We start from the raw sequence: 13,067 nt of genomic DNA, 5'->3' as shown, positions 1-13,067 counted from the left end.
CGGTGTGGTGTCAGCCCTTGGTGATCATGCTTCGGGCGAAGAACCGCAGGTTGGCGGGCTTCTCCGCCAGTCGGCGCATGCTGCGCCTGCCCGGGGGACACCCCCCGGACCCCCGGCCGGGGCCGGAGGTGCGGCACAGCCGGGTCGTCTCAGCCACGACTGATCATGCTTCGGGCGAAGAACCGCAGGTTGGCGGGCTTCTCCGCCAGTCGGCGCATGAAGTAGCCGTACCAGTCGGTGCCGTAGGCCGTGTAGACGCGCATGCGGTGGCCCTCGGCGGCCAGTCGCAGGTGCTCGTCACCGCGGATGCCGTAGAGCATCTGGAACTCGTATTCGTCGAGCTTGCGTCCGGCGGTGCGGGCCAGTTCCTGGGCGATGGAGATCAGGCGCGGGTCGTGGGACCCGATCATCGGGTAGCCCTCGCCCTCCATCAGCGTCCGCAGGATCCGCACGTACGCCTTGTCGATCTCGTGCTTCTGCTGGTGGGCGACTTCGGCGGGCTCCTTGTAGGCGCCCTTCACCAACCGTACGCGACTGCCGGCCGCGGCGAGGCGGCGCGCGTCCTCCTCGGTGCGGAAGAGGTAGGCCTGGATGACGCAGCCCGTCTGCGGGACGTCCTTGCGCAGCTCCTCGTGGATGGCGAACATCGAGTCGAGGGTGGTGTGGTCCTCCGCGTCCAGCGTGACCGTGGTGCCGATCCCGGCGGCGGCCTCCACGACCGGGCGGACGTTGGCGAGCGCCAGCTCGTGGCCGCCGGGGAGCGCCTGGCCGAACATCGACAGCTTCACCGACATCTCGGCGCGGGTGCCGAGCTCCAGCGGCTTCAGCCGGTCGATCAGCTCCAGGTACGCGTCGCGGGCGGCGGCGGCCTGCTCGGGGGTGGTGATGTCCTCGCCGACGACGTCCATGGTGAGCTCCAGGCCGTTGCCGGTGAGCTCCCGGACGATCGGCAGGACCTCGTCGACGGTCTCCCCGGGGATGAACCGGTCGACGACCTGTTTGGTCACCGGGGCCGCCGAGATCAGGCGTCGCATCCGGTCGCTGCGCGACGCGGCGAGAATCACGGGACCCAGCACGGGGCACCTCCACAAGCTGCACGAGGCCGTCACCCGGTGGTTCGGGCACGGCACGGAGAACCACCGTGAAACCTACGGATGCCCCCGATCGTGGGCCACGGACACCTGTCACGCATCCGTGCCACAGATCTCAGACAGATGTATGAAGGCTTCGGGACTTTGCGGCAGAATGCCCGGGTGACGTCGGAACACAGGGACGACTACCAGGAACTGGTGGACGAGATCTCGGAGCTGCTGGGCGCTCCGGCGACCCTGGAGAACCGGGACTTCGAACTGATCGCCTTCGGGGCGTACGACAGCGAGGGCGACCTCGACCCGTCCGCGCTGGACCCGGTGCGCACCCGCTCGATCCTGACCCGGCGTTCGACGCCCGCCGTCCGCGTCTGGTTCGAGGGCTTCGGCATCACCCGTGCGAGCGGTCCGGTCCGCATCCCGCCCACTCCGGAGGCGGGGGTCCACCGGGGGCGCATCTGCCTGCCGGCGCGCCATCGGGGCGTCGTCCTCGGGTACGTCTGGCTGCTCGACTACGAGCCGGGCCCCTCCGAGCGGCAGCTGGACGCGGCCATGCGGGTGACGGCGCGGATCGGGGCGCTGCTCGCCGACGAGGCCCGGCACGGCGCCGGCCTCACGCGCGAACTGCGGGCGGTGCTGACGGCGGAGCGGGACTGGCAGCGGGAGATGGCGGTCGCCGAACTGCGCGCCGCCCTCGGGGTCCGGGCCGGCGGTCCGCACACGGTGGTCTGTGTCGCCCCCTGGCCCTCCGCCGACCCGGACGACGCCCCGTCGGTCCGTACGGTGCCGGGGGCGACGGCGCTGTGCACCCTGCCGTGGGACGCCGGCGCCCTGTCCCTGGCCCTGCTGCTGCGGCTGCGCTCGACGGACGCGGCGACCCCGGCGACGACGGCGGCCTCACGGCTGCTGGAGCGGGCCGGGAGCCGGGGCGGTCCCCCGGTGGCCGCAGGGATCGCCGCGCCCCGCGCGGGCCGCGCCGACCTGGGCGCGGCCTGGGCGGAGGCGTCGGCGTCGGCCCGGGCGGCGCTGGCCGAGCCCCGGCTCGGACCGGTCGCCCGGTGGGCGTCGATCGGCCCCTTCCGCCTGCTGACCGCACTGCCCCCGGGGGCCGCCCGCGATCCCGCCGTCGCCCCCCTGCTCTCCCCCGCGCACGCCGAGCTGGCCCGTACCGCCGAGGTCTACCTCGACCGCGCGGGACAGGCCGGCCGCACGGCCGCCGAGCTGGGCATCCACCGCCAGACCCTCTACTACCGCCTGTCCCGGATCGAGCAGCTCACCGGCCTGGACCTGGACGACGGCGAGGACCGGCTGCTGCTGCACATGGCGCTCAAGGCCTCGCGCCTGTAGCGGCGGCCTCGACCACCCGGCGCGGGCCGGCGGTGAGCCGTCCGCCGTCGGGCGCCGGCTCACCTGCTGAGCGTCCCGCTGTCGATGGCGGCGGTCCCGCCGGTGGTCCTACGGCCTGGACGGTCGGCTTCGTCGTCCCGGCGGGCGGTGACGGACTGCCGGCCTGCGCCGGCACCGACTCACCGTGGCCGGTGCCGGCCGCGTGCGGGGTGGGAGCCTCGGGCATCGTCGCCGTGATGCCGCTCCTCACCGGCCTGGCCCTGGGCTCGGCGCCGGTGGAGAGGGCCGGGGGCGGCGTCCTCCCCGCCGGAGACCGGCACGGGGTTCGGCGGCGCCCTGGGCATGGCCCGGGAGACCCCGGGCGGCGCGGGAGGCGTTCACCCGCGGGATGCGGGGCGCGGCGACCACGGGAGCGGTACTGCTCCTCGGAGCGGCGGGACCGGCCGCCCCGGGTCTGCGGCACATCGGGGTGCGGCCGGCGGCGCCCACGGAAAACGCCGGACGGACTGATGCGATCAGCCCGTCCGGCGTGTGAGGACGAGTCCGTCCGGGACGGACGGGGTTCCGGGGCACAACCCCCGGAATCTCAGACCAGGTTGACGGAGCGGGCCGACGTCGCCCCGATCTCCGCGGCGAGCTCACCGAGCACCCCGGCGGACACCGTGTCGTCGACCGTCAGCACCGCGAGCGCCTCGCCGCCGACCGTCGCGCGGGCGACCTGCATGCCGGCGATGTTGATGCCCGCCTCGCCGAGGACGCGGCCCACGGTGCCGACGACACCCGGACGGTCCTCGTAGCGCAGGACGACCATGTGGTCGGCGAGCGCGAGGTCGACGTCGTACTCGCCGACCGCGACGATCTTCTGGACGTGCTTGGGACCGGCCAGCGTGCCGGAGACCGAGATCTCCTCGCCGTCGGAGAGGGTGCCGCGCACGGTGACGACGTTGCGGTGGTCGGCCGACTCCGAGCTGGTGGTCAGCCGGACCTCGACGCCGCGCTCCTGGGCGAACAGCGGGGCGTTGACGTAGGACACCGTCTCGTCGACGACGTCCTCGAAGACGCCCTTGAGCGCGGACAGCTCCAGCACCTTCACGTCGTGCTGGGTGATCTCGCCGTACACCTCGACGTCGAGGCGGACCGCGACCTCGCCGGCGAGCGCGGTGAAGATGCGGCCGAGACGCTCGGCGAGCGGCAGGCCCGGCTTGACGTCCTCGGCGATGACCCCGCCCTGCACGTTCACCGCGTCCGGGACCAGCTCACCGGCGAGCGCGAGGCGCACCGAGCGGGCGACGGCGATGCCGGCCTTCTCCTGGGCCTCGTCGGTGGAGGCGCCGAGGTGCGGGGTGCAGACGACCTGGTCGAACTCGAACAGCGGGGAGTCGGTGCACGGCTCCTTGGCGTACACGTCCAGGCCGGCGCCGGCGACGCGGCCCTCCTTGAGCGCCGAGTACAGCGCCTCCTCGTCGACGATGCCGCCGCGCGCGGCGTTGATGACGCGCACGCCCGGCTTGACCTTGCGCAGCGCCTCGTCGCCGATGAGGCCGACGGTCTCGGGGGTCTTGGGCAGGTGGACGGTGATGAAGTCCGAGACCTCGAGGAGCTCGTCCAGCGACAGGACCTTGACACCCATCTGCGCGGCCCGCGCGGGCTGGATGTAGGGGTCGTAGGCGACGACCTTCATGCCGAAGCCGGACATGCGCTGGGCGACCAGCGCACCGATGCGGCCCAGGCCCACGACGCCGAGGGTCTTCTCGGCCAGCTCGACACCCGTGTACTTGCTGCGCTTCCACTCGCCGTTCTTCAGTGCGGCGTTGGCCTGCGGAATGTGGCGGGCGGTGGCGATGATCAGACCGCAGGCGAGCTCGGCGGCGGTCACGATGTTCGAGGTGGGGGCGTTGACGACCATCACGCCGGCCTTGGTGGCGGCGGAGACGTCGACGTTGTCCAGGCCGACGCCGGCGCGGGCGACGACCTTGAGCCGGTTCGCGGCGGCGATCGCCTCGGCGTCGACCTTGGTGGCCGAGCGGATCAGGATCGCGTCCACCTCGGCGATGGCCAGGAGCAGTTCGGCACGGTCCGCGCCGTTGCAGTGGCGGATCTCGAAGTCCGGACCGAGTGCGTCGACGGTGGCGGGCGACAGCTCTTCAGCGATGAGTACGACGGGTTTCGAGCTCACGTGAGTCCTCACAAGTCCAATGCGGACGGCCGTCCCGACGGCCGCAGGCGGTGAAGAAGTGCTAGCCGCGTGGAAGACGCACGACGCTGTGGGCCTGACGCGTTTGTTGTACAGCAGTCTAGTGGCGCGGGGCGGCTCGTCCTGTGCCTCTTCGGAACGATCACCCGGAAGTGGCTGTACGGCCTGGCCAACTGGATCGTCCCCTCCAGCGGGGTCCGGAGCGGAGCCCCGCGACGGCGCCCGGTGCACGCGGCGCCGTCGCGGGGCGACAGGGCTTACGCCTCCTCGTCGACCCAGCTCATGAGCTTGCGCAGCTCCTTGCCGGTGGTCTCCAGCAGGTGCTCGGAGTCCTGCTTCTTGTACTCGTTGTACTTCTTCAGGCCGCCGTGGTACTCGTCCATCCAGTTCCTGGCGAAGGTGCCGTCCTGGATCTCGGCGAGGACCTTCTTCATCTCGGCCTTGGTGGCGTCGGTGATGATCCGCGGGCCGGTGACGTAGTCGCCCCACTCGGCGGTCTCGGAGATCGACCAGCGCATCTTCTCCAGGCCGCCCTCGTACATGAGGTCCACGATCAGCTTCAGCTCGTGCAGGCACTCGAAGTAGGCGATCTCCGGCTGGTAGCCGGCCTCGGTCAGGGTCTCGAAGCCCGCCTTGACCAGGGCCGCGGTGCCACCGCAGAGGACGGCCTGCTCACCGAACAGGTCGGTCTCGGTCTCCTCGGTGAAGGTCGTCTTGATGACGCCGGCGCGGGTGCCGCCGATGCCCTTGGCGTACGACAGGGCCAGCGCGAAGGCGTTGCCGGAGGCGTCCTGCTCGACGGCGGCGATGCAGGGGACGCCGCGGCCCTCCTCGTACTGACGGCGCACCAGGTGGCCCGGGCCCTTGGGGGCGACCATGCAGACGTCCACGCCGGCCGGGGGCTTGATGAAGCCGTAGCGGATGTTCAGGCCGTGACCGAAGAACAGTGCGTCGCCGTCCTTCAGGTTGTCCTTGACGTGCTCCTCGTAGACCTGGGCCTGGATCGGGTCCGGGACGAGGATCATGATGACGTCGGCCTCGGCGGCGGCCTCGGACGGGCTCACCACGCGCAGGCCCTGCTCCTCGGCCTTGGCCTTGGACGTGGAGCCCTCGTGCAGACCGACGCGCACGTCGACACCCGAGTCACGCAGCGACAGGGCGTGGGCGTGGCCCTGGCTGCCGTAACCGATGACCGCGACCTTGCGGCCCTGGATGATGGACAGGTCGGCGTCGGCGTCGTAGAACAGCTCGGCCACTGGGTTCTCTCCTTGTGTGCAGGTGTTGCGTCCCACCGTATGACGGCGGGCGGAAGGGAAGTTTCGGAGTCTCGGAATACGGGCGGCCGGATCACGGCCGACCGCCCGTTCCGTGTCTCAGGCCGACCGGTCCAGGGCGCGCAGCGAGCGGTCCGTGATGGAACGGGCTCCGCGTCCGATCGCGATCGTGCCGGACTGGACGAGCTCCTTGATGCCGAACGGCTCCAGCATCCTGAGCATGGCGGACAGCTTGTCGCTGCTGCCGGTGGCCTCGACGGTCACGGCCTCCGGTGAGACGTCCACGGTCTTGGCGCGGAACAGCTGGACGATCTCGACGATCTGGGAGCGCGTCTCGTTGTCGGCGCGCACCTTCACCAGAACGAGTTCGCGCTGGACGGCCTGCCCGGGTTCGAGCTCGACGATCTTCAGCACGTTGACGAGCTTGTTGAGCTGCTTGGTGACCTGTTCCAGCGGGAACTCCTCGACGCTCACCACGATGGTGATGCGGGAGATGTCGGGGTGCTCGGTGACGCCGACGGCGAGGGAGTCGATGTTGAAGCCGCGGCGGGAGAACAGGGCGGCGATCCGGGCCAGGATGCCCGGGGTGTTCTCCACCAGGACGGAGAGCGTGTGCTTGGACATGATCTGCTTCCTCTGCTTGAAAGTCCTGACGGCTCTCAGTCGTCTTCGTTGTCGCCGAAGTCGGGGCGGACGTCCCGGGCGGCCATGATCTCGTCGTTGGAGGTGCCGGCGGCGACCATCGGCCACACCATCGCGTCCTCGTGGACGATGAAGTCCACGACGACCGGGCGGTCGTTGATCGAGTTCGCCTCCTCGATGACCTTGTCGAGGTCGGCCGGGTCCTCGCAGCGGATCGCGTGGCAGCCCATGGCCTCCGACAGCTTCACGAAGTCGGGGACGCGGGTGCCGGCGCTCTTCTCGGCGGTGTCGGCTCCGGGGCCGGAGTGCAGCACCGTGTTGGAGTACCGCTGGTTGTAGAAGAGGGTCTGCCACTGGCGGACCATCCCGAGGGCGCCGTTGTTGATGATGGCGACCTTGATCGGGATGTTGTTCAGGGCGCAGGTGGTGAGCTCCTGGTTGGTCATCTGGAAGCAGCCGTCGCCGTCGATCGCCCAGACGGCGCGGTCGGGGACGCCGGCCTTGGCGCCCATGGCGGCCGGGACCGAGTAGCCCATGGTTCCGGCCCCGCCGGAGTTCAGCCAGGTGGCGGGCCTGTCGTACCGGATGAAGTGCGCGGCCCACATCTGGTGCTGGCCGACGCCGGCCGCGAAGATCGTGCCCTCGGGCGCCAGTTGTCCGATGCGCTCGATGACCTGCTGCGGGGAGAGCGAGCCGTCCTCGGGCAGGTCGTAGCCGAGCGGGTAGGTCTCGCGCCAGCGGTTGAGGTCCTTCCACCAGGCGGTGTAGTCGCCCTTGTGGCCCTCGGCGTGCTCCTTCTGGACGGCCTGGACGAGGTCGGCGAGGACCTCGCGGGCGTCGCCGACGATCGGCACGTCGGCGGCGCGGTTCTTGCCGATCTCGGCCGGGTCGATGTCGGCGTGGACGATCTTGGCGTACGGGGCGAAGCTGTCCAGCTTGCCGGTGACGCGGTCGTCGAAGCGGGCTCCGAGGGCGACGATCAGGTCGGCCTTCTGCAGCGCGGTGACGGCGGTGACCGAACCGTGCATGCCCGGCATCCCCACGTGCAGCTCGTGGCTGTCGGGGAATGCGCCGAGTCCCATCAGGGTGGTGGTGACGGGAGCTCCGGTGAGTTCCGCGAGGACCTTCAGTTCGGCGGTGGCGCGGGCCTTGAGGACGCCGCCGCCGACGTAGAGGACCGGCCGCTTCGCGGCGGTGATCAGCTTGGCGGCCTCGCGGATCTGCTTGGCGTGCGGCTTGGTGACGGGCCGGTAGCCGGGCAGGTCCATGGTGGGCGGCCAGGAGAAGGTGGTCTTCGCCTGGAGTGCGTCCTTGGCGATGTCGACCAGCACCGGGCCGGGGCGGCCGGTGGAGGCGATGTGGAACGCCTGGGCGATCACCCGCGGGATGTCCTCGGCCTTGGTGACCAGGAAGTTGTGCTTGGTGATCGGCATGGTGATGCCGACGATGTCCGCCTCCTGGAAGGCGTCCGTGCCGATCGCCTTGGAGGCGACCTGGCCGGTGATCGCGACCATCGGCACCGAGTCCATGTGCGCGTCGGCGATCGGGGTGACCAGGTTGGTGGCGCCGGGACCCGAGGTCGCCATGCAGACGCCCACCCTGCCGGTGGCCTGCGCGTAGCCGGTGGCCGCGTGGCCGGCCCCCTGCTCGTGCCGGACCAGGACGTGGCGCACCCGGGTGGAGTCCATCAGCGGGTCGTAGGCGGGAAGGATCGCACCGCCGGGAATGCCGAATACCGTGTCGGCGCCGACCTCCTCGAGAGAGCGAATGAGGGACTGTGCGCCCGTGACGTGCTCGACGGGGGCGGACTGTCCTCCGGATCGGGGCCGGGGCTGCGGGTGATGGGCCCCGGTGGCCTGCTCGGTCATCGGCATTCTCTTCTCGATGCTGAGGGTTTTTGCGAGTTTTCTACGGGTTACGCCTGCTGCTCGGCGGGTGCCTGTGCAACAAAAAACCCCTCGTGCCGTAAGGCAAGCGAGGGGAGCGCGCCGGGTGGTGGGTCGCTGAGCGGTCGAGGCTCAGCGTCAGCCGACGCGCTGTCCAAGTACGAGAATTCGGGTGCGCATGGCACTGACCCTCCACCCGGCGCACATCCACTGTCAAGTGGGTGGGACGGGAGTCTCAGCATGTGAGCGCAGCGTCGTACCGCCCCGGAGTACGGCGGTCACCCCGGAGGAGTACACCCCGGATCCCCCGCCGACGAACACGGGTTCGGCCCGCCCGGACGCCACCGGGTAGTGCCCGGCGGTCAGCGCCCTGCGCAGCCGGTACTCGTCCAGCGGCCCGGAGAAGGCCTTGCCCTGCCCGTGCGTGCAGCCCATCACGCGCAGGGCCGCCACCTGCTCGGGCAGGTCCACGCCGTCGGCCACGGACTGCATGCCGAGGTCGGAGGCGATCCGCAGCAGACCACTGGTGATCTTGTGCAACCGTGCGGACTCCACCACGCCGTCGACCAGACCGCGGTCGAGCTTCAGCACGTCGACGGGGAGCCGGCGGAGGGCCGTGATCGCCGTGGGACCGCTGCCGAAGCCGTCGAGCGCGATCCGGACGCCGAGCCGCTTGAGCACGGCCAGCCGGCGCTCCAGTTCGTCGAGCGGCACCCGGGGGTCGGTGTCGGCCAGCTCGACGACGAGGGAGCCGGACGGCAGTCCGTGCCGGGTCAGCAGGGCCTCGATCGAGCCCAGCGGCAGCGACCGGTCCAGCAGCCGGTGCGCGCTCAGCCGGACGGCCACCGGGACGGGCAGGCCGGTCGCGTGCCGCTCGGCGGCCTGTTCCACGGCCTCCTCCAGCACCCAGCGGCCCAGTTCGGCGTTCTTCTCACCGTCCTCGGCCACGCGCAGGAACTCCGCGGGGGTGAACAGCACCCCCTGGGAGGAGCGCCAGCGCGCCTGGGCGCAGACCGAGGTGATCCGGCCGTCCTCCAGGCACACCACCGGCTGGTGCAGCAGGGCGAACTCGCCGTGGTGCAGCGCCGCGCGCAGCCGGGTGGCCAGCTCCGCCTTGCGCACCACGTCCTGCTGCATCTGCGGCTTGTACAGCTCCACGCGGCCCTTGCCCGCGGCCTTCGCGCGGTACATGGCGAGGTCGGCGTTGCGCAGCAACTCGCCCGCGCCGAGGCCGGGTTCGGCGAAGGCCACGCCGATGGAGGCGTTGACCCGGACATCGTTGCCGTCGATGGCGTAGGGCTGGGAGAGGGTCGCTCTCAGGCGGTCGGCCAGCTCCAGGATGTGCCGTTCCCGGGCGTCCCGGTCCCGGACGCCGTCGCCGACGATCAGGGCCGCGAACTCGTCGCCCCCCAGCCGGGAGGCGGTGTCGCCCTTGCGGACCGCGTCCTGGAGTCTGCGGGCGGCCTGGACGAGCAGCTCGTCCCCGGCCTGGTGTCCGATGGTGTCGTTGACGCCCTTGAACCCGTCGAGGTCGATGAAGAGCACCGCCGTGCCCCTGAGGGCGGCCCCGCGGTCCGAGGCGCGGCGGCCGGAGAGCGCCTGCTGGACGCGCCGGGTGAACAGGGCGCGGTTGGGCAGGTCGGTGAGCGGGTCGTGTTCCGCGTTGTGCTGGAGCTGTGCCTGGAGCCGTACCCTCTCGGTCACGTCACGGCTGTTGAAGATCAGGCCTCCGTGGTGCCGGTTGACGGTCGACTCGACGTTCAGCCAGCCGCCGTCGCCGGAGCGGAAGCGGCACTCGATGCGGGTGGTGGGCTCCTCGGCCGGGCTGGCGGCGAGGAAGCGGCGCACCTCGTGCACGACACAGCCCAGGTCCTCCGGGTGGATGAGACCGGCCAGTTCGGTCCCCTCCAGTTCCTCCGCGGGTCTGCCGTAGACCCCGGCGGCGGCCGGGGAGACGTAGCGGAGGACGCCGCTGGGGGCGGCGATCATGATGACGTCGCTGGAGCCCTGCACCAGGGAGCGGAAGTGGTTCTCCTTCTGCGCCAGTTCCTGGGTGAGGGTGATGTTGTCGAGCAGCATGATGCCCTGGCGCACGACCAGCGCGAGCACCACGGTGCCCCCGGTGAGCAGCACGACGCGGTCGACGCTGCGCCCGTTGAGGACGTTGTAGAGGATTCCCAGGGTGCACACGGCCGCGGCGAGGTACGGCGTGAGTGCGGCGAGGGAACCGGTGATGGGCCGGGAGAGCGGGTACCGGCCGTGCTCGCCGGGCGGCGGCCCGTGGTGGTGGTCCGGTGCGCCGCGCCGTCCGGGCAGGTGTTCGCGGACCACGCGCGTGTGCCCCTCCCGCTCGGGCCGCCCATCGCGCGGCGCGGTCCAGGGCGCGTACGCCAGGAGCAGCGAGCCGGCGAACCAGCCCGCGTCGAGCAGCTGTCCCGAGCGGTAGTCGGCGTGCAGCAGCGGGGAGGTGAACAGGGCGTCGCACATCACGGTCAACGCCAGCGCGCCGATCGCGGTGTTGACCGCGGACCGGTTGACCGCCGAGCGCCGGAAGTGCAGCGCGAGCACCATGCTGACCAGGGCGATGTCGAGCAGCGGGTACGCCAGGGACAGCGCGGTGTGCGCGACGCCCGGCCCCTCGGCCCGTGCGGCCTGGGCGAGCGCCAGGCTCCAGGCGAGGGTGAGCAGGGAGCCGCCGATCAGCCAGGCGTCCAGGGCGAGGCAGACCCAGCCGGCCTTGTTCGCGGGCCGCTTGGCGAGCACCAGCAGCCCCACGATGGCGGGCGGCGCGAAGCACAGGAAGAACAGGTCGGCGTAGCTGGGGCTGGGCACGGGAAGCCCGAGGACGACCTCGTACCACCCCCACACCAGGTTGCCCAGGGAGGCCATGGTCGAGGAGAGGCCGAACATCAGCCACGCGGGCCGGAACCGGGTGCGGGGGCTGCGGGCGTAGGCGAAGCAGGACACGGCGGCGGCACCGGCCGCGGCGCTCAGCCCGAAGTCGCCCATGACCAGCGCGAGCCGCTCCGAGCCCCAGCCGAACGCGGCGCCGACGGCGTAGGCCGCGCAGACCAGGGCGAGCACGAGTTGGGCGGCCGGGCCGGGCCGTCGGCGGACGGCCGGTGCGCCGGGCGGCAGCGCCGTCGGCGTGGGCTGCCGCCGCGGCGCCCCGTCGAGCGTGGAGGCGGGGGTGGGCGCGCTCACCGGTACCTCCCGGTCCGCTCCGCTCCCGGGTCCCCCGGCCTGCACACCGGGTGGGCGCGCCCGCGGCGGCCGCCGTGTCCGGGACGGTGACGGCCGGGACCCTCATGAGGGCCGCCGTACCGGATGGGGCGGCCGCCGTGGTGACCGCGGGCGCGCGCGGGCGCGCACCACACTCGTCGCCGACGGCTCCGCCGCTTCGGATCGCTCGTCCGTGGGCCGTGCATCGTCCGTCGCCCCCCTCACTGTCCGCAGTGTCCTGCCCCCGCGCCGTTGGTCAGCGGCGCAGCCCCTGTCGGGACGATACACCAGCATCGTCACTCAGGGACATAGGTTCTCTACGCTCCGTAACGATCATTCGGTGTATGAGTACCCACCGCGCCGGAAGAAACGCGGACGGTACTCGAATCGGACTACGCGTCCTCCGCTCCGGTCACCAGGATCACGTTGCCGAGCTCCTCCCGGTTCAGATAACGGCGCAACTGGTCGGTCAGCAACCGCTCGGCGCGCGGCCGGAAGGCGGAGGTGGGTCCGCCGACGTGCGGGCTGACGAGGACGCCCGGCGCCCGCCACAGGGGATGCCCCGGAGGCAGCGGTTCGGGATCGGTGACGTCGAGGGCCGCGGTGATGCGGCCGCTCTCCACCTCGGTGAGCAGCGCCTCGGTGTCGACGACACCGCCGCGGGCCACGTTCACCAGCAGGGCGCCGTCCTTCATCCGGGCCAGGAAACCGGCGTCCACCAGGTGCCGGGTGGTCTCGGTCAGCGGTGTGGACAGGACGACGACGTCCGCCTCCGGGAGCAGGGCGGGCAGTTCGGTGAGCGGGTGCACCGGCCCGCGCTCCGTGGTGCGTGCGGAGCGCGCGACGCGCACCACCCGCGCGAGCTCGAACGGAACGAGCCGGTCCTCGATGGCCGCGCCGATCGAGCCGTACCCGACGATGAGCACGTTCCTGTCGGCGAGCGCGGGCCGGAACCCGCCGCGCCACTCCCCCTTGTCCTGTGCCCGCACGAAATCGGGGATGCCGCGCAGCGAGGCCAGGATCAGCGCGAGCGCCAGCTCGGCGGTGCTGGCCTCGTGCACGCCGCGCGCGTTGCACAGCCGTACGCCGGGGGGCAGGTGCTTCAGGCCGGGCTCCACGTGGTCGGTGCCGGCCGACAGGGTCTGCACGACGCGGACGGAGCGCATCAGCGGCAGCGGGCGCACACCGACCCCGGCGGGCCTCATGTAGGGCACGACGTAGAAGGCGCAGTCGGCGGGATCGGCGGGGAACTCCTCACCCCCGTCCCAGAAACGGTAGTGCGGCCCCTCGGGGAGGCCCTCGATCTCGTCCGGCGGGATGGGAAGCCATACGTCAGCAGCGGTCATGGTCGGGAGGCTAGTTCAGGGGCCGGAACGGGCGCGGGTTAGGTTGGGGGGCCGGAGAGGGAGGGTCA

9 protein-coding genes are annotated in these 13,067 nt (G+C 71.7%); 1 reads left to right on the top strand and 8 read right to left on the bottom strand.

What is annotated here, in order from left to right:
- Positions 1-10: 10 nt before the first annotated feature.
- On the bottom strand, positions 11-157 hold the full coding sequence (locus tag ABTY20_RS16480; RefSeq protein WP_351997699.1) for a hypothetical protein: 147 nt from the start codon (positions 155-157) through the stop codon (positions 11-13).
- On the bottom strand, positions 150-1,076 hold the full coding sequence (locus ABTY20_RS16475; RefSeq protein ID WP_351997698.1) for a proline dehydrogenase family protein: 927 nt from the start codon (positions 1,074-1,076) through the stop codon (positions 150-152). Before ABTY20_RS16475 ends, ABTY20_RS16480 begins: the two co-directional genes overlap by 8 nt.
- A gap of 138 nt (positions 1,077-1,214) precedes the next feature.
- Here ABTY20_RS16475 and ABTY20_RS16470 point away from each other — a divergent pair, with 138 nt between their 5' ends.
- On the top strand, positions 1,215-2,435 hold the full coding sequence (locus ABTY20_RS16470; RefSeq protein WP_351997697.1) for a PucR family transcriptional regulator: 1,221 nt from the start codon (positions 1,215-1,217) through the stop codon (positions 2,433-2,435).
- Between the two features lie 586 nt (positions 2,436-3,021).
- Here ABTY20_RS16470 and serA read toward each other — a convergent pair.
- The 6 genes from serA to ABTY20_RS16435 all read right to left on the bottom strand — a co-directional run bounded on the left by serA (position 3,022) and on the right by ABTY20_RS16435 (position 12,999).
- Positions 3,022-4,611: a phosphoglycerate dehydrogenase gene (gene serA / locus ABTY20_RS16460; protein WP_351997696.1), complete on the bottom strand. Its 1,590-nt coding sequence runs from the start codon at positions 4,609-4,611 to the stop codon at positions 3,022-3,024.
- Positions 4,612-4,886: 275 nt separating this feature from the next.
- Positions 4,887-5,885, bottom strand: a complete 999-nt coding sequence (ilvC, locus tag ABTY20_RS16455; protein ID WP_351997695.1) for a ketol-acid reductoisomerase — start codon at positions 5,883-5,885, stop codon at positions 4,887-4,889.
- 117 nt (positions 5,886-6,002) lie between these two features.
- A complete protein-coding gene (ilvN, locus tag ABTY20_RS16450) occupies positions 6,003-6,527 on the bottom strand; it encodes an acetolactate synthase small subunit (RefSeq protein WP_351997694.1) in 525 nt (174 codons plus the stop codon).
- A 35-nt stretch (positions 6,528-6,562) separates the two neighbouring features.
- Complete coding sequence (locus ABTY20_RS16445) at positions 6,563-8,413, bottom strand: acetolactate synthase large subunit (RefSeq protein ID WP_351997693.1); 1,851 nt, start codon at positions 8,411-8,413, stop codon at positions 6,563-6,565.
- A 231-nt stretch (positions 8,414-8,644) separates the two neighbouring features.
- Positions 8,645-11,635, bottom strand: coding sequence for a putative bifunctional diguanylate cyclase/phosphodiesterase (locus ABTY20_RS16440; RefSeq protein WP_351997692.1), 2,991 nt, complete (start codon positions 11,633-11,635; stop codon positions 8,645-8,647).
- Between the two features lie 410 nt (positions 11,636-12,045).
- Positions 12,046-12,999 carry a 2-hydroxyacid dehydrogenase gene (locus ABTY20_RS16435; protein ID WP_351997691.1) on the bottom strand — a complete coding sequence of 318 codons (954 nt, stop codon included), beginning with the start codon at positions 12,997-12,999 and terminating at the stop codon, positions 12,046-12,048.
- Positions 13,000-13,067 lie beyond the last annotated feature (68 nt).

Origin of the sequence: Streptomyces sp. NPDC126497, assembly GCF_040302425.1 — a bacterium.
In the GTDB taxonomy this organism is placed as follows: Bacteria; Actinomycetota; Actinomycetes; order Streptomycetales; family Streptomycetaceae; genus Streptomyces.
The sequence above is the reverse complement of the archived record's forward strand: the minus strand, read 5'-3'. Positions and strand labels throughout refer to the sequence as shown.

Excerpts from the sequence above, each read along its gene's own strand:
- ABTY20_RS16470 (WP_351997697.1), top strand. The coding sequence starts at position 1,215 with ATGTATGAAGGCTTCGGGACTTTGCGGCAGAATGCCCGGGTGACGTCG.
- ilvN (WP_351997694.1), bottom strand. The coding sequence starts at position 6,527 with ATGTCCAAGCACACGCTCTCCGTCCTGGTGGAGAACACCCCGGGCATC.
- ABTY20_RS16445 (WP_351997693.1), bottom strand. The coding sequence starts at position 8,413 with ATGACCGAGCAGGCCACCGGGGCCCATCACCCGCAGCCCCGGCCCCGA.
- ABTY20_RS16435 (WP_351997691.1), bottom strand. The coding sequence starts at position 12,999 with ATGACCGCTGCTGACGTATGGCTTCCCATCCCGCCGGACGAGATCGAG.